Here is a 17,849-nt window from a genome sequence, read left to right as displayed (position 1 = left end):
TATTTTTAGTCACGCACATTAAAAAGCCGCTTCCTCCAGAGACGAGGTTACGGCTTTTGTGAAATTATGTATGAGATAGCTAAAATTCGACAATATAAGTATGACTGTCCTTAAAATGCCCTATACCAATAGTTACATCAAAAATAAATAACATAAGAATAACCAGCAGCATCAAAACAGCAATGGCTAAATCTCTACTAGTCGAGTCTGGATTTTTCCGCATCAATATCCCCTCTTTTAATTGTAATATTTTCCATAATATCATAGTTATTAATGACTGAACAAAAAAACAGCCAAAACACGATGTGTTCTAGCTGTATATCAGGCTTAAGAATAAAACGCTTTTATTTTTTTAGGCGAGAAATGATGCATCACCATGCTACCACACGCCAATGCGATAACGATGCAAAAAATCGTGAATAGATTTCGTAACCACATTGTTTCCATCATTGACGTGAGTTTCGAGGCCCCCATAACAATGAGGATGGCGACCGTCCAGGCTAGTAAAAATACACCTATTGTTTGTAGCCATTCTTGTCGTGTAAGTTTCTTAAAGAGTGCGCGGCTTTTATAAAGTTTTACGAATGTAAATAACCCTAATACTATAAAGATTATCGTACTAATCATCTAACCAACCTTCCTTTACCATGACTGTAATCCATTCTTGAAATTCATTCAAGCTGTTTATAAAAACTTTCTGTGTCTTTAGCAGATGAGGTTGACTTAATTTGACTTTCCCTTTTGCCAAACGACGCGCCTAAAATAAACAGATCCTTTTTCTCGTTCCTAAAACATGATGTTATCTTATTATAAAGGGGGTTGTGTTCGTTTCCGTATAAAGAAAGCAACCGCAACGACAAAAGCCACTACGGTTAAATTCCAAACAAGGATAAAGAGTAGTCCCAAGCCAATATTCGCATCTGTATAGTTCATTACATCATCAGAAATGACGGTAATTACGAGTAAAACTGCCACAATGCCATAAATAATACCGGAAATCCATTTTGCGCGTATTTTGTGCGTGCGTACGTTTTTTACAATAATGAAAAATGGGATGAAGAAAACGACCAATGTCGCAAGAAGCATAATGTAATTGTAATACATATAAAGCCCTCCCTTTATTGATTATACGTAAAAATGGGTGGTGAAGTTTCAAGTCATCTACCTAAATAATTCGTTGATTAGAAATTTTTTATCCATAGGTGTATATCATATGAGTTCTATTGTTTTTGTTTATTTACAAAAACGTAAAACTTTTAACATCATTATTACGTCTAATTAATGATATTGAAAAACAGGTGGTGTGTTCCATGCAATGGCTTCCTAAAACAAAATTAGGAAAAGTAAATTTCGTACTCTTTTTCATCGTGATTATAGGGTGCGGAGCGTTGTTCTTATTGTGGCAGCACAACAAGACAAGCTACGATTCAGTAGATGCTGCACAAGATGCGGTAAAGGACCCGAAAGTGACGACCAAAGAATCGCCCTTTAAGGGAATTTCGTATGTCGAAGAACGCTCAAAAACGCATCATTACACACTGACCTATCCTAAAACAGGGATAAAAGCGGTGGATAATGCCATTAAAAAATCAATTTATGCAAAACGTGATGCTTTTCTAGCTTCTAATGCAACACGTTTTCATGCAACAGTTTCAGCAACAACTTCAGGACATTATATTAGCTTTTTAATTAAAAATGATGTCTTTTTACCAACGAAACAGGTGGAAAGCTCTGTACAGACGTTTACATATAATCGCCAGGATAAAAAACTTGTGACATTAAAGCAGTTTATCAAGACAGAAGCGCGTCTGAATCGTCTTTCAAAGGAAATTCGTACAGAAATTCAGCGTCAAAATGACCATTTACAATGGAGTGCCAAAAAGATTGATCACTTAACACAAGATACATGGGAAACGTTTTCCGACTTTGGATTAGACGGCAAAAACTTTATCGTGTATTACGAGCCAAATACATTAGTGAATCATCTTTCCGTTATTAGTATTCCGATTACAGCCATTGACAAAAAACGTGATACAACGGTATTCCGTTTAAATACACATGATAAAAAATACGTTGCGCTAACTTTTGACGATGGTCCGAATAAAACGGTAACACCACGTATTTTAGAAACATTAAAAAAACATGATGTGAAAGCAACCTTCTTTATGCTAGGAAGCTCGGTGGAAGAAGCACCAGAATTGGCGAAGGAAGTATTAAAAAATGGCCACGAAATTGGCAATCACTCCTATGGACATGAAAATTTATCAAAAATGACAGGTGTCGAGGCAGAAGCCAATATTAATAAAGCTAATCAACTAATTAAAGATGCAACGGGGCATGAACCATTGACGATTCGCCCGCCGTACGGAGCGCGTAATGCGGAACTAGAGCAGCTATCTGCACAACCTATGATTTTATGGGGAGTGGATACGTTAGACTGGAAAACGCGAAATGCCGCTTCCACACTCAAAGAAGTACAGCAACATGTTTATCCGGGCGCAATCGTATTAATGCACGATATTCACCCAACGACCGCAGATGCATTAGATGCGGTACTAACTTATTTACAACAGCAAGGCTATACATGTGTAACTGTTTCACAACTAGAGGGCCTACAATAAAAAGCAGCAATCGTTTTCGAAGCGATTGCTGCTTTTTTTCTATGCGCGTACTTTTCGAATGACTAAAATAATTGCCATGATAAATGCGACAACGGTTAAACTCCATATGAGTAAAAACAGGAAGCTGAGCTCAGGTGATGCATCAGTAGGCGCCATCACTTTGTTGGCAATCACCATGCTAATTAAAGGAACTGCAATTACTGCATAGGCAATCCCACAAATTCTTGCCGATTTCTGTCTAGCATACGGTGTATTTTGTACAATGATGAGCAATGGAAGCATGAAAATCAGCAGAGACATCATAAGGATTAGTGGAATCGGTAGCATGATGTGCCCTCCTTTTTGTAAAAATCACTATTTTTCTTCTCTCAAGTAGGTCAAAAGATTAAAGTGTCTTGAAAAAAACAAAATTTTTAGGATAAAAAAATTTTTTTAACTTTTTTTTAACCTTTCGTCCTCATACTGAACTATGTTAGCGATAGTTCAATCTATCGTAGTAGTCTTATTTACTACTATTCATCTAATTAAACATACACTCAGGAGGATAATTTTATGAAAAAATCGACATTTTTAACAATCGCGCTGTCAGGAAGCTTAGCCTTTTCTTCACTAGCACTCCCTACGATTTCTCAAGCAGAGGTAACAAAAGTATCATTAAAAACGACAACAATGTATACAACACAAGGAGTCTATGCGCGTGATGCACCAAGCTTGAATTCAAATGTAGTGACAACACTTCCACGTAATACGGCCATTAAAGTATTAGGAACCTCACAAAAATCATGGTATCGCGTTTTACTTAATAAAGAAATTGTCTATGTCTATAAAGAGTATGTTTCAGCAAAGCTACTACCAGCCATTGTAAAAACGGGCTATGTAAAGCAAACAAATAACCTTGCTGTAAGAACAACCGCATCGAATAAAGGGACAAAAATTGGCACCCTTAAAAATGGCGCTGCTGTCCAACTAACAAAAAATTATACAGCCGCTTCAAAGGATGCCTTTTTCCAAATTATTTATAACAACCAAGTAGCATACGTTTCTTCTAGCAAAATCGGCTTTTCTAAAGCAGCACCTGCTACACCGACGACAAAAGTAGGCGTCGTTCGCAATACGAGTAGCGTTGTGTTAAAAGTACGTGAAAAGCCTTCTACACAAAGCACAATCGTTGGCACGCTTAAAAATGGTGCTACTGTAAAATTTGCTAAAGCGTATAAAAAAGGCGCTACGGATTCTTGGTACAAAATTACTTACAAAGGCAAAACAGCTTATGTTGCAGCACAATATGTTTCTCCTTTATTTCCAGAATAACAAAGAGAAATGGTGTAATGAGAAAATGAAGCCAACGTTAATTAAAGCTGTCAGCGCGGCAGTATTAACGAGTACATTACTGGTATCTTCTTATACACCTTTTACAAGCCAGCAAGTAAGTGCGAAAACAGCATCTGACGTAAAAAAAGATGTGCAAGTAACAATGCAAATAAAAACGATAAGGCAGCACATAAACTACCACCAGGCACCTATGTTAAAAAATCAGATACTGTAGAAGTGAATGGCGAAAAATATTACACTATCACATATTCCAATGCCTATAAAATCACATCTGAAACTAATTTTTATAAAAAATTCAAAGTGTTAAAAGGCTATGTAAAGGTCGCAGATACTACAAAAGAAAAAATAACAATTAGCGGCTTCAAGTCCCTATTTTCAAATTATCCAGAGAACATAACGAATTTAAGCACCACGACTCGATATGTAGTGTTAGACAATCTCGTTTCGTATCTATCATCTGCTCGTTTTGATGACTTTGAATACCCTAATCATTTTATGTTTATAGAAAAAGGGACTATTTTAACAGTTCTTGATACATTTACGATTAATGGCCAAACATATGATGCAAGAAATTATGGCTTACTGCAGCGTATCATCCCCGCTACTTCGATTAAAAAAGTCAAAACACCAACAAAAGTGTATACAGCTGCAGAACGTAAAATAGTCTATAAAACAACAAAAGATACATTTAGTCGTGAATCTTTCGGTAAACAATTTTTAACAGAAGATCATAAACTAAATAAAATCAAAGCAGGTACACAACTGCAAGTATTAAAAGAAGTAACAGCTGATAGAAAGAACTATGTCTTTATAAAAGTGAAATAATGAAAAAAGAGGCTGGGACATAAGCGTAAAAACAACCTCTCCTATAAGCATAAGAAAAACTGGAATTGCGCTGTGGCGCGGTTCCAGTTTTTCGTTGCGAACCCTAAAAGAAGGAAAGTAACATGTTTTGTCCTAGTCTATTTTAATTTTGTAAAAAAGGTATATGTGATTTTAAATGGTATAATTAACCAAGTGGTATAAGGAGGTTTTTTTGATGTTTAAAGGAATAGATCATGTACAACTAGCCGCTCCAAAAAATAGTGAACAGCAATGTCGTGCTTTTTTTGGCGACATTCTAGGAATGACTGAAATTGAAAAACCAGAAAATCTAAAAAAACGAGGTGGTGTTTGGTTCGAATGTGGCGCGCATCAGCTTCATATCGGCATTCAAGAGCCATTCACCCCAGCCTTAAAAGCACATCCAGCATTTTTAATGACAGACATTAAGGCATTCAAGCAACAATTACAGCACCACCAAGTCGACATAAAAGAAGATGAGCCATTAGAAGGCGCTAGTCGCTTCTATTTGGACGATCCATTTGGTAATCGCCTTGAATTTATTCAATGGCTATAGGCGGGTGTTGATTGTTTAAGAATTACAAAAATGAACCGTTTACACTACTTCAAGAAATCATTTTGATAGGTACTAATGCTTGTTTTAAATACTTTGCGTGTTAATTCATAGTTTCCTCTACTAAATATGACAAATTTATCATAAAATTATTAATATATACTAAACAGTATATGAAAACATATGAATTGGGGCTATTATGATGACATCAACATTCGTTAAAACTGCAAGTGCGGCAGTGTTAACAGGTACATTACTTGTATCTTCTTACACACCATTTACTGCTAAAGCAAATACAACAAGCGTACAATTAAAATCAACTGATAAAGAAGACGTAAAAGTAACCACTCAAGTAAAAACAACAACGGCTACAAATGTATATGCAAAATATGCAGATATTAAAAAAGGTAAGGTAGCTCATACATTACCAGCCGGTACGTACATTAAAAAGATAGACACTGTTGAATTAAACGGTAAAAAATATTACAGCATTACGTACTCGAATGCGCATGAAATTACATCTAAAAAAGATTTTGATAAAAACTTTGATATTTTTAAAGGCTATGTGAAAGTATCAGATACCCTTAAAGAAAAAGTAACAATTAGTGGCTATGACTCACTATTCTCATCATGGGATGATATTGAGGAAGCAGACTTAAATAAATTCGTAAAAAGCTACATCGGCAATACAACACGTACTGTCGTAACAAAAAATACGATTTCAAATTCATTCTCACCACGTTTTGATAACTTTGAAGATGCCGTTTTCTTCGATTTCACTAAAAAAGGTGAAATTTTAATCTTAGCGGATAAGATTAAAATCAACAATAAAACGTATTATGTAGGCATTACACAAGAAACACTTGCAATGATCCCTGCGACTTCAACTAAAAAAGTAAAAACACCGACGAAAGTATACACTACCGCAGAGCGCAAAGTATCATATAAAGTAACAAAAGATACATTTACACGCTTATCTTTCGGTAAACAATTCTTAACATCCGATTATGCAATGGATAAAGTCAAAGCTGGCACGAAAGTTCAAGTATTAAAAGAAGTGACAGCGGATGGTAAAAAATATGTCTTTATTAAACTAAAATACTCTAAAAAACAATTAGATGAAGGATACACGCCTTATGGTTGGATTTTAAAAGACCGTATTAAAAAAGTGAAATAATAACAAAAGCAGCCTAAGTGGCTGCTTTTTTATTACAATTTAATAATGCACTTATAAAGCTTTTTTTTCATAAATTTTAATGGATAAAAACCATGAAATAACATAGAAGATTAAAACAATGATTGCAGCACTAAGTAGGAATCTAACCTCCATAAATTTCATAAATAACCCTACCATAATGCGGATTTGATCATTTATATCATGAATAAATACGCTCATTGTTAAAAAATAAAGCGCGCATAAAATAATACCTGCAAACATCAAATACTTACTTGAAAATTTATATGAAAATGGATAGATACATGAAATAATAAGCAATGAGCAAATAATGATTAGACTAATATTAGTAAAACTCGGGAACCCTTTTTGAATAATCAAACTGTTAATTACTAAAATTATGCTAATTAATAATACATATAAGAAAGCAGAAATATATTTTGAACTCACTATTTCTTTACGCGTTAATGGTAGTGAGCTCAAAAGAATTCGAGCTGTATTTTTTTCATCACTCGAAAAAATATGCATCGCCATTGTAGAAGCGAATAGTATGCCAATGAATAGCAAGGATATACCCGTAAACATGTATATACTAATTGTAGCAAACATAATAATAATAATGTTTTTATGAATTAAAAAGTCTTTTTTAATCAATTGTAGCAAACGTATCACTCCTTTTCTTCGTATAAAACATAATATCTTCTAGTGAAGCTGATTCATACATGGCTAAATTACCGAATAGAGACATTATGTGCTTTTTATCTTTTGCTAAACCTTCAAAACCTAACTCTGTTTTATGAAGAGAAATAAATTCTTTTTCAATGTCTCTATCAAGTAAATCGAGGGAGCCTTTTACTAAAGTAAAGTTTTCATCTATTGTTAAAAGCTCGTCTACAAATTGTATTTTGCCATCATGTAAAAAGACAATGTAATCCGCAATATGCTCTAAATCAGATGTGATATGTGTTGAGAAGAAAATTGTTTTTTCTTCATCTTCAACCAGCTCATGTAAAATTGCTAAAAATTCTCGACGAAATATGGGGTCTAACCCAGCAGTTGGCTCATCCATAATAATTAATTTAGCATGATGTGATAGAGCAATCGCGAGGGAGCTTTTCATAAGCATTCCTTTTGAAAATGTTTTTAATTTTTTGGTAAGTGGTAATTGAAATTTTATTACATAATGTTTAAACAATTCTTCATCCCAATTAGTATATAAAGGGGCAATTATTTTTTTCATATTGTTTAACGTCAAATTTTCATAAAAGACATGATCATCATAAACAAATGCTATATGTTCTTTAATTTCTTTCTCATGTGTTTTATAATCTAGTCCGAAAATACGAATTTCACCACTATCTGGCTGTAATAAATTCATAATTAATTTAATAACTGTTGATTTCCCAGCGCCATTTGCACCTACAAATCCCGTTACAAAGCCTTTTTTTATTTGAAAGGATACATTATTTATTTTAAAATCTTTAAATGTTTTTGTGACATTGGATAATTCAATAACTGTGTCCATTACACTTCCTCCTCATATAAAAGTGCAACAAGCTCTTGCACATCTTCTAAACTAATTCCTAATTCTTTACTATTTACAATAGCCTGCGTTAATTGTTCTTCAATCATTTTTTTCTTACGCTCTTTCATCATTTCTATACTTTGTTCTGCTACGAATGAGCCCTTACCTACAATTGAGTAAATCATATTCAATTTTTCTAGTTCTTCAAAAGCTCTCTTAGTTGTGATAACACTAACATCTAAATCTTTTGCCATTTTTCGCATTGATGGTAATGCAAACCCTGGTGCTAGAGTTCCAGCTAAAATATTTCGTTTGATTTGATTAACAATTTGTTCGTAAATTGGCTCTTTTGAATTATGAGAGATTATAATTTGCATGCACATTCCTCAATTCACATTGTATATATATTACATATACAATATATATATTTCTTTATATTGTCAATAATTAATTAATAATCCATTAATTACAAAATATAAGTAAAATTTGCTACAATAAATTTAAAGAAGGTGATTTTTTGAATAATAAAAAAAGACGTAAGAAGATATTTGCATCCTATTTGTCTAAGGTAGAACCACTTATAGAAGAACCAATAGTTAAGGCTACGCATCCCTGTCCCTGTTGTGGTTATATTACGATGCCGGGTATCAGTCCTACTGCATATATTTGCCCCGTATGCTTTTGGGAGATAGATGATTTTATTGATAGTGATGATGAGCCTAGTGATTCGAATCATGGCATTTCATTAAATATAGCAAGAAAAAATTATCAGGCCTACGGTGCTATGTCACAGCATTTAATCAAATATTGTCGATCAGCAACGCTCGAAGAACAGCCATAAAAAAAGAGGCTTTGACATACGTATAAAAACAACCGTTCATATGAGCATAAGAAAAACCGGAATCGCGCTGTAGTGCGGTTCCGGTTTTTCGTTGCGAACGCTAAAAAAGGAAAATGACGTGTTTTGTCCCAGCCTTTTTTTATTACAATTTAATGGTTTCATGCTGTCTATTAAGCGATTTCAACACATCTTTTGCTACGACTAAGCGCGGCTCGTCTGCAATATGCTGCATCTCTGTAACCATTTTATTTGATGAATCTGCTAATACATTAGAGTTTGCGCCATCTGTTGAATACCTGTCATGATTTCCTCAAGCACTATTGATGATTTAATAGCTGTTGCTCTGCTACTTTATTAGTTGATTATTGATTGTAAAATTCCATTTCTACAGAAAAAATAACAAACATAATCAAAACAATTAAACTAATCCGTTTTTAATCGTCCTATTTAGAAATCTTTTAATCATAGTGCACCTTATTATCTTATTTTAATTCTGTTACATAGTTATCTTTTTTCTACAAAAATTAAGTATACAATACGATTCAAAATTTTATTTATTATGGTTTTTCTAATAAAAAAAATTAGTTAATATATTAATTAGTAAATTGTTTTATTTATTAATTTATAAATAGCTTGGTAAATTAGGCAAAATAACGATACTATAAGAAGAGATTTGTTTAGAAAGTGATAGATTATGATTCAGAAACAATTATTTTTAGCTTTTTTCCGCTCCGGGTTAGTTGGTTTTGGCGGAGGCCCAGCGACGATTCCGTTAATACAAAAGGAAGTCGTCGAACAATACAGCATGCTTACTGCTGATGAATTTTATGAAATTATGGCAATTGGCAATACATTACCGGGACCCATTGTTACAAAAATGGCTGGCTATATCGGCTTTCGGGTTGGTGGCGTGTTAGGTATGCTAAATGCAATTTTAGCTGCCATTTTACCATCCATTTTTATGATGTTTATTGGCTTTCAATTATTATTTCAAGTGAAGAACCCTAGCATGATTCAAGGAATGTTAAACGGTGTATTACCGGTTGTTAGTGTCATGATGTTTATGACCTTCCTTGACTGCCTGAAAAAAACTAATCGTTCCTTTGGCGTATATAAAGGCATTGCGACCATTTTTGGCTGCTTGATTGCCATTGTTGTCTTACATATTGATGCATCACTTGTTATTTGCGCGGCCATTCTGCTTGCGCTGTTACTCCCTGTAAAGGAAGTGGCAAAAGCATGATTTACCTACATTTGTTTTTAGCCTTTTTCATTCCGGGTTTAATTGGCTTTGGTGGTGGACCTTCGACAATTCCACTGATTCAAAAAGAAGTTGTCGATCATTATCAAATGATGACACTTAAGGAATATAGTAGTGTCATCGCAATCGGTAATATTTTCCTGGGGCCTATTGCTACAAAGCTCGCAGGCTATATTGGCTACGAATTAGCAGGCATTCCCGGCGCAGCCATTGCGATTTTTGCGACAGTTGCACCAACAACCTTGATGATGATTGGATTACTTAGTGTTATTGCGAAACACCGAAAATCATTACGTGTCAAACGCTTAACAATGTTTGTCATTCCAATCGTTGGCGTATTGATGCTACAGCTGACATTGAAATTTTTTATGCAAGCCGTGCAAACAAACAGTTGGATTCCAACAGTACTCATTGCCATCTTTGCTTACTTTGCACTTCAACGGTGGAAAATTAATCCGGCATGGGTCATCATCAGTGCATTAGTCGTTGGCGCGATTTTTTTATAAAAGCGCGTATTTCGTTTTCTAGCAATAGCTTATTACGCTAGAAAGCGCTTTTTGGCTACAACATATTTTTTAATAAGTGTCATCTGTAAGCGAATAGGCTCGATTGTTTAGTAATCATTTGTTTCCATTTAGCAAATACACATATAGTTATTAATACATTGCCGATAACTATCAAAACATTGCACAAAGCATCCGCAAAAATGGGCCCTTACAGTGGCTCTAACGGGTGTTTTCTGTCTATTTACGGTCATTTTAGGGGCTTTTCCACACAGAGATCTGACATAAAAAGCTTCTATCGTGCAAAAATGTCGTTTTTTTGAATAAAAATAGATTTAGTTATGTAAGATGCCTTTTAAACGTATGAAAAAGGCTACTTTTTTCAATAAAATTACCCCTCAGAGCTCCTATTTCATGTTGAAAATGTTTTTTCCGGTAATTAGCAATTGTATTTATTTGTGATGATGTCGTGAAATAACTGTTTTTGTTGACAGGTTTTACAGTATTATTAGGGAAAAGCTGCATTTTCATCAAACAATAGTCATAAGTTGGCACATATTTAAAATTATGTCGTATCCAAAACCCGCTTCTTGAGGTCATCAGCGATTTCTAGTAAACGATTTTGTGATGCTAATAATTAAATGAATACAAAAAAGGAAGTGTGATTTTATTCACACTTCCTTTTTAAATTCCAGCTGTATTCATTAAAACGACACGCCAGCCATCTGGATCTGCGATAGTGACACCCTTTTCCGCCCAGTACGAATTTTCAGGTGGAACTGCAGGATAACCCCTATGACCACCAAACTCGCCTACTTTTTCAAGGCCTAACCCCTCGCAGTAAAATTGTTCAAGTAATTGAATCTGATCCGTTGGTCGTGCAATACGGAATTGTGTAAAGTTCATTGTCATCCCCTCCTCTAGTTAGTTTACAAAGAAAGGCATGCAAAAACAGTTAGACCTTTGAATGAATTATCGGCCTTTACGTTCTTCAAATGTAATATGATAGTCCGTCGCAAGTGCGTAAATTTCACTTTTAGCGCCATCTTGATATTGGCGAGTAACCGGAATCTGTATCGCGGTTTTATCATTTTTCGTGAATGTGTAGGTTTCATAGCCGTCTTCGTCATATTCAAGTACAATATCGTGAATATCATCCCATTCGAGCGTCGTTTTCTTTAGGATTTCTTTAACGACAATTTTATTATGTCTGTAGCAGAAGACGCTCACCTCAAGGAGCGAAGTGAGTAGGTGGGCGATGCATGCTGTGCTTTTGACGAATAGCACGTTTCAGGAGATAATCCGTATGATAAGTATGAAAGATTGATGTGGCAATGAAATTAGATAGTAATAACCAGTCCGTATTTTCGTTAAAATACCATTCAATCCGGACTGTTACAAATCGAAAAAGGGTATGGAAAGACTAGAAATCCACTTACGCAAAGGATATTTTCGAAAGAATAGGCGCTAAATATCCTATTCAAAGCGCCTCCTAACACGGGAATGTCAAAATTCATTTATGCCTATTAATCGGCAAATTCTAGGTGAATAAAATGAGACTAGCGGTGCTTCAATCGAAACGATTAAAAACGAACGAGCGGAAGAGGTGAATGTCATGTCACAAAATAAAGCCTACAAATTTAGGTTATATCCAAATAAGGAGCAGCAAGCACGCATCCATCAAACACACGGTCATTGTCGTTTTGTCTATAACCATTTTCTTGCACTTTGGAACACTTCCTACAAAGAAGAAGGTAAAGGGCTCAATCGCTCATTGATGTCTAAAGTTCTCACGAAGATGAAGAAACAAGATGAAACAGCTTGGCTGAGAAACGTAGACAGTGTGGCATTACAAGCCTCTTATGAATGGTTAATCGATGCCTTCAATCGATTCTTTAAGAAGCAAAACAATTATCCTCGTTTCAAAAGTAAAAAGAATCCCGTACAAAGCTATACAACCAAAAATACAAATAACAATATCGCGATTGTCGGCAAACGAATCAAACTGCCGAAGCTTGGGCTTGTGAAGTTCAAACAAACTTGTGTAGTGGAAGGTCGGATTATGCGCGCAACGATCAAATATCATGCGAGTGGCCATTTTTACGTATCGATTGCATGTGAAGTACCGGACGTTCAGCCGTTACCGAAAACCAATCAAGCTGTCGGCATCGATTTAGGTATCACCGATTTTGCGATGCTGTCTGATGGCCGTAAAGTGGATAACCAACGCTTTACGGCGAAGATGGAGCAGCAGCTCAAGCGGGAACAACGCAAGTTATCACGTCGCTACGAACAAGCAAAAAAAGAAAACCGCGATTTACGTGACTGCATGAACTACCAAAAGCAACGCATGAAAGTTGCGCGTTTGCGTGAACGTGTTGCATTTCAACGGGAAGACTTCTTGAACAAGCTATCGACAGAGTTAATACGCCAATATGACGTTATTTGTCTAGAAGACTTACACACCAAAGGCATGTTGAAAAATCATAAACTAGCAAAAGCGATTTGTGACGTTTCGTGGTCTTCGTTTGTGCAAAAACTGATGTATAAGGCGACATGGTATGGCCGAAAAATAATAAAGATTTCACGTTTCTATCCATCAAGCCAACTTTGTCATGTCTGTGGGCATCGAGACGGTAAGAAGTCCCTCGACATTCGTGAATGGATTTGTCCGTCATGCGGGGCGGTACTAGACAGGGACATCAACGCAAGTCGGAATATTTTAGCCGAAGGGCTCGCGCTGTTAACACAACAACCGTAGGAACTACGGGGCTCGCCTACTCAAGAAGTGAAGCCGCTGTTCGAGCTGTCGGAACAAGCAAGCACTGTTCGTAGGAATCCCCCACTTCAAGCGCATTCAAAGAATGGCTAAGTGGGGGTAGTTCAATACTGCATACAGAAGAAATTATTTTAGATATAGCACTTGAATGCCAATTTCAGTCCCAAGAATCGTTTGCCCGTGCATTTAAAGAATTGTATAGCATGCCACCAGGGAAATATCGCCAAATGATGCGTGATTTATACGTGAAGGAGGAAAAAGAGATGGTACAAAATGAAGTGAAGGGCTGGTTACTGACAGGAACCAATCCAGCTCTCTATACAATAAAGGCAGATTATGAAGTGTTTCATACAGGCTCAAAATCAGGTTATTTAGGTGCTATTCAGCCTGCTGAAGAGGGTCAGTTCGGTACGATGATGCAAGTTTTTTCAGCTAAAAATTGGCTTGGTAAACGTATGAAAATGTCCTGCTTCATTAAAACAAAGGATGCTATGAAATGTGGAGCTTGGTGTCGAATTGATACAAGAAATGGTGATTTACTTCAGTTTGATAATATGGATAACCGTGCAATCAACGGCACAACAGATTGGAATTATTACTCGATTGTTTTAGATGTAGTAGAGGAAAGTGCTGCCATTCATTTTGGTGTACTACTCGTTGGGTCAGGCGAAGTATGGATTGATGGCATTGTGTTTGAAGAGGTAGACACATCTGTCCTTTCTACAAATTTAGCGAGCTCTGCAGAGGAACTGCCTTTAGAGCCCGTGAATTTAGGATTTGATGAGCTATGATACTTGTTGAAGTGTGGGGGGATTTTAATTGAATTGTACATGTCATTAGGGAGAAAAGTGAAAAAATAGTCTATTATTGAAAAATGCTAGTTTCTCATATGATATACTAAAAATTGACATAATATTCAAAAGGAGCGGTGTCATGCCACAAATTAGCCGTCGTACCTCTGGAGGTTCAATCATTTTGATTGTACTGATTATCACGTCATTATTGCTTGCTTTAGCCTGCCAATATTTCAATACCCAAGAAATAAATGCGCTTGTAAGTGGGGCAGAAGCGAATGATTTAGCATATGAAGTCGTGATTCATAACGAATTTTTACAAACGTATAGCTTCCGAATAATTGAAGGTAAGTAGACAAAAAAACCAGCTCAAATGGATGCGCTGGTTTTTTGTCTACTACTTTATTTTTGTTTGTAATGAGGTAGTGTCTCTTTTGTATCAGAAAATAGCATTTCTTTTATGAGTACGGCACAGCCATTAACTGTTTCAAAATAGTTGCCACTTTTTATGTTATACCAAATATCATGTTGGTTATCATTTTGATCAAGTGCTGAAAAATAAAGTCGTGTATCTTTTTTTCTAATATATTGTACATGATGATACTTTAAAATGCTTCGGATTTTACTCATGGATAGCTGAATGTCTGTATTTTTCATAAAAACCTCCAAATATTTTTTTAATAAACATTAAATGGTACCTTATAATCTCGTTCACTAGAGGCTGCTAAATCTAAGCGTTCATTCAAATATAATTGATACGATTTTCCGGCTGTATAACCATTCACCGGTGCATGGATAATCAATGTGTTGGGATCTTTAATGGCAATTCTAATCGGTACCATTACGTCTTTTTCATCTAAGACATATATACTGCTGTTTAAAAGATTATTTCGATTAAAGCCATTATCAAATAAAATCACCCAATTACATGTCGCATCTACATTTTGTGGGCGTAGCTTAATTGGACGTTTCATTTTCATATTCGCTTTGATTTTTAAAAATATATGTAGGATAAACAAAAACAAGCAAATGCTATTTGCGATATAAAGAAAAGTAAAATTCAACTGTCGTCACCCCACCTATAAAATCAACTTCCTCAGATTAACGGATAAAGGTTAAATTAACGTTAAAAAATTACTTAAACTTTCAACAAGAATCAAAAGAGTATTATTTTCCAGCGCATACAAAAAACTAGCTCACATGGATGCGCTAGTTTTTTGTATGCGTAATTAAAGTAACTTCCATAACACTTGCCCAATTAACACTAAAAAGATAATCGGTAAAATCCAGCGTAGCCAAGCACCTTTTAAATAAGGGGTCAGGCGCATGCCGATATGTGAGCCGACAATAGAGCCCAGTGTGACAGGAATCGCGATGTCCCAGTGAACAATGCCGTATAAATAATAGAAGCCAAATGCGCCCATACAGCTTGCGAACATAAGGAAGCGCGTGTGCTCGGCGGCTTGTACATAGGAATAACGTTGCTTTAAAAAATACGTAATGTTCATGAGCGCAGAACCGGGGCCAAAGCCACCGTCATAAATGCCAATGAAAAATGGTGTGATGGAGCGGTGATGTCGAATAGACTCCTTGTCTTCTAGTTGCGATGAGGGGGTTCCTTTTAACACAACGAAGAACATCGCAATCAAAATGATGCAGGCAACGATATTCATCGTGTCATCGCTAAGGCGTGTCGCTAAAAATGCGCCACTAATCCCGCCCAAAACAGCGAGTAGCATCAGTGTGCTCATTTTTTTGAGGGATACTTTTTTATGTAGTATGAGAGTGAGTGCGGTCGTGAGAGATGAAACGCCGGTTGCAAATTTATTGGCGGCAATTGTTGTGTGAATCGGGATGCCAAATAAGAGCATGGCGGGTAATAGCACAAAGCCTGCCGCACCAAACATAACGCCGATGATGGCTGCGAAAATACCGATAAAAAATAATAATAGGAAATCCATAACTGTCACCTCTTACAATTATCGTAATGCTATACTACTTATAAATCTAATAGATAGTTATCGATAATTTATAAATTAAATTGATAAATGGAGGGCTAAATGAATTTACATGCATTTAAAATTTTCACAGCAGTGGCGTCCTGTGGTAGTGTGACAGCGGCCGCTGAAAAACTTAATTTGACGCAGCCGGCTGTAACGATGCAGCTTCGAAAGCTCGAGCAGGAGCTAGATACGGCACTCGTTGAAGGAAGAGGTCGAGGCATTCAATTAACGGAAGCGGGCGCGTATTTATACGAGCACGGGGACTCGTTATTTAAGCATGAGCAGATGATTGAGCAAAAATTTCATACTTTCTTAGCGGGGCAACAGACGATTAAAGTGGCTGCTTCATATATTTCCACGAATTATGTACTGCCACATGTGATGGCGATGTATCAAAAACAGTATCCGACAACGAAATTTGAGCTCTCGCTCGGCAATGTGCAGTCTGTGAAGGAGCGGATTTTGCGGCATGAGGTTGATTTTGGCTATGTTGTACAGCAGCAGGTTAAAGACGATGAGCTACGATTTGAGCATGTGCGCGATCTCGATTTTATTTTCATCGTGCATCCGAGCCACCCGCTAGCCAATCAAAAGGTATCACTAGAAGCAATCTGTGCTGAGCCCTTTGTCTATCGTGAAAAGGGAAGCTCTACACGAACATTATTAGAAAGTGTTTTTGCGGCAAATAATAAAAAGCTACCACCAGCTTTTGTGGAAATTCAAGGAGTAGAAGAGTCTATTCGCGTTGTAGAGGCCGGACTTGGGATGACACTTGCGCCGCTTATTAGCATAGAGGAGCGACTTGCGCAGCAAAAGCTCGCACGCGTTTTGATTGATTGCCCAGCCATTCAGCAAAGCTTGTATATTTGTACACGCAATGAGGATGTAGCAGAGCATCCATTTAATACGTGCTTGAAGCAGATGATGAAAGGAGAATAACGATGACAAATTTATATTATTATTGCTCGCACTCATTTCCGACAACAATCAAAATGGTTCGCTATTTTGACCAGCTAAAGCTGATTCCAAAGGGCTTTACAATTGGAGAAGAGCGAGAACTAGCCTCTTGTTTGAAACAGTTACATTTCACAAAAGGGAATCAGTCCACTCATCTGTATGTCTATATGAATGAACAGTTAAATGAATTATTTCTATTTGTACAAGAAGGACCGCTGAAGGAAAAGCTAATCCGTTATGCACCAAAGCCTTTTTTAACGCTTGGGTTTTCCGAAGAGCTATTTATAGATGAAACGACGCCTCAAGGAATCATAACTCGGATTGATACGCATTTAGCAGCACTTGATAAGGAAATGACGGATGCGCGACCAGATTGTTTACATCTCTATGGGCAAAGTCAGTGGCATGACGATGCATACATTGTTGGGAATGGAGCTGCGCTTGAGCGATTACATAAAAGTATTGGAGAGGCACTGCAGTATGGTGAAAGTCGAAAATGCTTCGTACCAAGTGATGACGAGGCATATGACGTCTATATTAGCTGTGTGGACGATACGTTTGATTTTGAAACGCTACCGCTGCAGTATCATGATACAGAGTTCTTCCCAAAACAAGTACCGCCTCTTGAAGCCTTTAAATTCTATAAACTAGAGGAGTGATTCA

The 17,849-nt window shown here is 36.4% G+C and carries 25 protein-coding genes; 13 read left to right on the top strand and 12 right to left on the bottom strand.

The genetic code is table 11. The annotated features are described in order from the left end of the window. Positions 1–79 precede the first annotated feature (79 nt). The 3 genes from QI30_RS20425 to QI30_RS08395 form a co-directional block, all read right to left on the bottom strand. Complete coding sequence (locus QI30_RS20425) at positions 80–223, bottom strand: hypothetical protein (RefSeq protein ID WP_158621006.1); 144 nt, start codon at positions 221–223, stop codon at positions 80–82. Between the two features lie 104 nt (positions 224–327). Beyond that, complete coding sequence (locus QI30_RS08400; RefSeq protein ID WP_126990488.1) at positions 328–627, bottom strand: hypothetical protein; 300 nt, start codon at positions 625–627, stop codon at positions 328–330. Between the two features lie 180 nt (positions 628–807). Beyond that, positions 808–1,104 carry a hypothetical protein gene (locus QI30_RS08395; RefSeq protein WP_126990487.1) on the bottom strand — a complete coding sequence of 99 codons (297 nt, stop codon included), beginning with the start codon at positions 1,102–1,104 and terminating at the stop codon, positions 808–810. Positions 1,105–1,310: 206 nt separating this feature from the next. Here QI30_RS08395 and QI30_RS08390 point away from each other — a divergent pair, with 206 nt between their 5' ends. Then, complete coding sequence (locus tag QI30_RS08390; RefSeq protein ID WP_126990486.1) at positions 1,311–2,621, top strand: polysaccharide deacetylase family protein; 1,311 nt, start codon at positions 1,311–1,313, stop codon at positions 2,619–2,621. A 39-nt stretch (positions 2,622–2,660) separates the two neighbouring features. Here the strand turns inward: QI30_RS08390 and QI30_RS08385 are convergent, their stop codons facing one another. Beyond that, on the bottom strand, positions 2,661–2,948 hold the full coding sequence (locus QI30_RS08385; protein WP_126990485.1) for a hypothetical protein: 288 nt from the start codon (positions 2,946–2,948) through the stop codon (positions 2,661–2,663). A 225-nt stretch (positions 2,949–3,173) separates the two neighbouring features. On the opposite strand from QI30_RS08385, the gene QI30_RS08380 reads away from it, so the two are divergent. The 4 genes from QI30_RS08380 (at position 3,174) to QI30_RS08365 (ending at position 6,526) form a co-directional block, all read left to right on the top strand. Beyond that, positions 3,174–3,932, top strand: coding sequence for an SH3 domain-containing protein (locus QI30_RS08380; RefSeq protein WP_126990484.1), 759 nt, complete (start codon positions 3,174–3,176; stop codon positions 3,930–3,932). Between the two features lie 237 nt (positions 3,933–4,169). Further along, positions 4,170–4,778, top strand: a complete 609-nt coding sequence (locus QI30_RS08375; protein WP_126990483.1) for a hypothetical protein — start codon at positions 4,170–4,172, stop codon at positions 4,776–4,778. Between the two features lie 214 nt (positions 4,779–4,992). Next, positions 4,993–5,352: a VOC family protein gene (locus tag QI30_RS08370; RefSeq protein WP_126990482.1), complete on the top strand. Its 360-nt coding sequence runs from the start codon at positions 4,993–4,995 to the stop codon at positions 5,350–5,352. A gap of 196 nt (positions 5,353–5,548) precedes the next feature. Beyond that, positions 5,549–6,526, top strand: a complete 978-nt coding sequence (locus QI30_RS08365; protein ID WP_148113857.1) for a hypothetical protein — start codon at positions 5,549–5,551, stop codon at positions 6,524–6,526. A gap of 51 nt (positions 6,527–6,577) precedes the next feature. Here QI30_RS08365 and QI30_RS08360 read toward each other — a convergent pair whose 3' ends face one another. From QI30_RS08360 to QI30_RS08350, 3 genes are read right to left on the bottom strand one after another with little or no spacing between them, the layout of a single operon-like run. Beyond that, positions 6,578–7,186, bottom strand: a complete 609-nt coding sequence (locus QI30_RS08360) for an ABC-2 transporter permease (protein WP_158621005.1) — start codon at positions 7,184–7,186, stop codon at positions 6,578–6,580. After that, positions 7,170–8,048, bottom strand: a complete 879-nt coding sequence (locus QI30_RS08355; protein ID WP_126990479.1) for an ABC transporter ATP-binding protein — start codon at positions 8,046–8,048, stop codon at positions 7,170–7,172. The genes QI30_RS08360 and QI30_RS08355 overlap by 17 nt, the downstream gene beginning before the upstream one ends. Further along, the gene (locus tag QI30_RS08350; RefSeq protein WP_126990478.1) at positions 8,048–8,425 is read right to left on the bottom strand and encodes a GntR family transcriptional regulator; all 378 of its coding nucleotides are present in this window, start codon (positions 8,423–8,425) and stop codon (positions 8,048–8,050) included. The genes QI30_RS08355 and QI30_RS08350 overlap by 1 nt, the downstream gene beginning before the upstream one ends. A 140-nt stretch (positions 8,426–8,565) precedes the next feature. Here QI30_RS08350 and QI30_RS20925 point away from each other — a divergent pair, with 140 nt between their 5' ends. The 3 genes from QI30_RS20925 to QI30_RS08335 all read left to right on the top strand — a co-directional run bounded on the left by QI30_RS20925 (position 8,566) and on the right by QI30_RS08335 (position 10,656). Beyond that, positions 8,566–8,889, top strand: coding sequence for a CPCC family cysteine-rich protein (locus QI30_RS20925; RefSeq protein ID WP_233600557.1), 324 nt, complete (start codon positions 8,566–8,568; stop codon positions 8,887–8,889). A gap of 694 nt (positions 8,890–9,583) precedes the next feature. Then, positions 9,584–10,132, top strand: a complete 549-nt coding sequence (locus tag QI30_RS08340; RefSeq protein ID WP_126990477.1) for a chromate transporter — start codon at positions 9,584–9,586, stop codon at positions 10,130–10,132. Continuing rightward, positions 10,129–10,656: a chromate transporter gene (locus QI30_RS08335; protein ID WP_126990476.1), complete on the top strand. Its 528-nt coding sequence runs from the start codon at positions 10,129–10,131 to the stop codon at positions 10,654–10,656. Before QI30_RS08340 ends, QI30_RS08335 begins: the two co-directional genes overlap by 4 nt. 681 nt (positions 10,657–11,337) lie before the next feature. Here the strand turns inward: QI30_RS08335 and QI30_RS08330 are convergent. Both QI30_RS08330 and QI30_RS08325 read right to left on the bottom strand, forming a co-directional pair. Continuing rightward, the gene (locus QI30_RS08330; protein ID WP_126990475.1) at positions 11,338–11,559 is read right to left on the bottom strand and encodes a hypothetical protein; all 222 of its coding nucleotides are present in this window, start codon (positions 11,557–11,559) and stop codon (positions 11,338–11,340) included. A 66-nt stretch (positions 11,560–11,625) separates the two neighbouring features. Next, a complete protein-coding gene (locus QI30_RS08325; protein ID WP_126990474.1) occupies positions 11,626–11,940 on the bottom strand; it encodes a hypothetical protein in 315 nt (104 codons plus the stop codon). 328 nt (positions 11,941–12,268) lie between these two features. On the opposite strand from QI30_RS08325, the gene tnpB reads away from it, so the two are divergent. The 3 genes from tnpB (at position 12,269) to QI30_RS08310 (ending at position 14,581) form a co-directional block, all read left to right on the top strand. Then, positions 12,269–13,414 carry an IS200/IS605 family element RNA-guided endonuclease TnpB gene (gene tnpB / locus QI30_RS08320; RefSeq protein WP_126990473.1) on the top strand — a complete coding sequence of 382 codons (1,146 nt, stop codon included), beginning with the start codon at positions 12,269–12,271 and terminating at the stop codon, positions 13,412–13,414. Positions 13,415–13,635: 221 nt separating this feature from the next. After that, positions 13,636–14,223: a hypothetical protein gene (locus tag QI30_RS08315; protein ID WP_158621004.1), complete on the top strand. Its 588-nt coding sequence runs from the start codon at positions 13,636–13,638 to the stop codon at positions 14,221–14,223. Between the two features lie 142 nt (positions 14,224–14,365). Continuing rightward, positions 14,366–14,581 (top strand): hypothetical protein, encoded by a 216-nt coding sequence (locus QI30_RS08310; protein ID WP_126990471.1) that lies wholly within the window; start codon positions 14,366–14,368, stop codon positions 14,579–14,581. 47 nt (positions 14,582–14,628) lie between these two features. Here the strand turns inward: QI30_RS08310 and QI30_RS08305 are convergent, their stop codons facing one another. The 3 genes from QI30_RS08305 to QI30_RS08295 form a co-directional block, all read right to left on the bottom strand. Then, entirely contained in the window at positions 14,629–14,883 is a 255-nt protein-coding gene (locus tag QI30_RS08305) for a hypothetical protein (RefSeq protein ID WP_126990470.1), read from the bottom strand. 20 nt (positions 14,884–14,903) lie between these two features. Further along, positions 14,904–15,200, bottom strand: coding sequence for a hypothetical protein (locus tag QI30_RS08300; RefSeq protein ID WP_126990469.1), 297 nt, complete (start codon positions 15,198–15,200; stop codon positions 14,904–14,906). A 255-nt stretch (positions 15,201–15,455) separates the two neighbouring features. After that, entirely contained in the window at positions 15,456–16,187 is a 732-nt protein-coding gene (locus QI30_RS08295) for a sulfite exporter TauE/SafE family protein (RefSeq protein ID WP_126990468.1), read from the bottom strand. Between the two features lie 99 nt (positions 16,188–16,286). Between QI30_RS08295 and QI30_RS08290 the strand changes: the two genes are divergently transcribed. Together QI30_RS08290 and QI30_RS08285 are read left to right on the top strand one after the other, a co-directional pair. Beyond that, positions 16,287–17,168, top strand: coding sequence for a LysR family transcriptional regulator (locus tag QI30_RS08290; RefSeq protein WP_126990467.1), 882 nt, complete (start codon positions 16,287–16,289; stop codon positions 17,166–17,168). 2 nt (positions 17,169–17,170) lie between these two features. Continuing rightward, positions 17,171–17,845: a hypothetical protein gene (locus tag QI30_RS08285; RefSeq protein WP_126990466.1), complete on the top strand. Its 675-nt coding sequence runs from the start codon at positions 17,171–17,173 to the stop codon at positions 17,843–17,845. The last annotated feature ends 4 nt before the right edge of the window (positions 17,846–17,849 follow it).

The organism is Candidatus Kurthia intestinigallinarum, from assembly GCF_003991225.1.
Classification (GTDB): domain Bacteria; phylum Bacillota; class Bacilli; order Bacillales_A; family Planococcaceae; genus Kurthia; species Kurthia populi.
This window is presented reverse-complemented; position numbering and strand designations above follow the sequence as displayed.

Excerpts from the sequence above, each read along its gene's own strand:
- QI30_RS20425 (WP_158621006.1), bottom strand. The coding sequence starts at position 223 with ATGCGGAAAAATCCAGACTCGACTAGTAGAGATTTAGCCATTGCTGTT.
- QI30_RS08400 (WP_126990488.1), bottom strand. The coding sequence starts at position 627 with ATGATTAGTACGATAATCTTTATAGTATTAGGGTTATTTACATTCGTA.
- QI30_RS08395 (WP_126990487.1), bottom strand. The coding sequence starts at position 1,104 with ATGTATTACAATTACATTATGCTTCTTGCGACATTGGTCGTTTTCTTC.
- QI30_RS08390 (WP_126990486.1), top strand. The coding sequence starts at position 1,311 with ATGCAATGGCTTCCTAAAACAAAATTAGGAAAAGTAAATTTCGTACTC.
- QI30_RS08385 (WP_126990485.1), bottom strand. The coding sequence starts at position 2,948 with ATGCTACCGATTCCACTAATCCTTATGATGTCTCTGCTGATTTTCATG.
- QI30_RS08380 (WP_126990484.1), top strand. The coding sequence starts at position 3,174 with ATGAAAAAATCGACATTTTTAACAATCGCGCTGTCAGGAAGCTTAGCC.
- QI30_RS08370 (WP_126990482.1), top strand. The coding sequence starts at position 4,993 with ATGTTTAAAGGAATAGATCATGTACAACTAGCCGCTCCAAAAAATAGT.
- QI30_RS08365 (WP_148113857.1), top strand. The coding sequence starts at position 5,549 with ATGATGACATCAACATTCGTTAAAACTGCAAGTGCGGCAGTGTTAACA.
- QI30_RS08355 (WP_126990479.1), bottom strand. The coding sequence starts at position 8,048 with ATGGACACAGTTATTGAATTATCCAATGTCACAAAAACATTTAAAGAT.
- QI30_RS08350 (WP_126990478.1), bottom strand. The coding sequence starts at position 8,425 with ATGCAAATTATAATCTCTCATAATTCAAAAGAGCCAATTTACGAACAA.
- QI30_RS08340 (WP_126990477.1), top strand. The coding sequence starts at position 9,584 with ATGATTCAGAAACAATTATTTTTAGCTTTTTTCCGCTCCGGGTTAGTT.
- QI30_RS08335 (WP_126990476.1), top strand. The coding sequence starts at position 10,129 with ATGATTTACCTACATTTGTTTTTAGCCTTTTTCATTCCGGGTTTAATT.
- QI30_RS08330 (WP_126990475.1), bottom strand. The coding sequence starts at position 11,559 with ATGAACTTTACACAATTCCGTATTGCACGACCAACGGATCAGATTCAA.
- tnpB (WP_126990473.1), top strand. The coding sequence starts at position 12,269 with ATGTCACAAAATAAAGCCTACAAATTTAGGTTATATCCAAATAAGGAG.
- QI30_RS08315 (WP_158621004.1), top strand. The coding sequence starts at position 13,636 with ATGCCACCAGGGAAATATCGCCAAATGATGCGTGATTTATACGTGAAG.
- QI30_RS08310 (WP_126990471.1), top strand. The coding sequence starts at position 14,366 with ATGCCACAAATTAGCCGTCGTACCTCTGGAGGTTCAATCATTTTGATT.
- QI30_RS08305 (WP_126990470.1), bottom strand. The coding sequence starts at position 14,883 with ATGAAAAATACAGACATTCAGCTATCCATGAGTAAAATCCGAAGCATT.
- QI30_RS08300 (WP_126990469.1), bottom strand. The coding sequence starts at position 15,200 with ATGAAACGTCCAATTAAGCTACGCCCACAAAATGTAGATGCGACATGT.
- QI30_RS08295 (WP_126990468.1), bottom strand. The coding sequence starts at position 16,187 with ATGGATTTCCTATTATTATTTTTTATCGGTATTTTCGCAGCCATCATC.
- QI30_RS08290 (WP_126990467.1), top strand. The coding sequence starts at position 16,287 with ATGAATTTACATGCATTTAAAATTTTCACAGCAGTGGCGTCCTGTGGT.
- QI30_RS08285 (WP_126990466.1), top strand. The coding sequence starts at position 17,171 with ATGACAAATTTATATTATTATTGCTCGCACTCATTTCCGACAACAATC.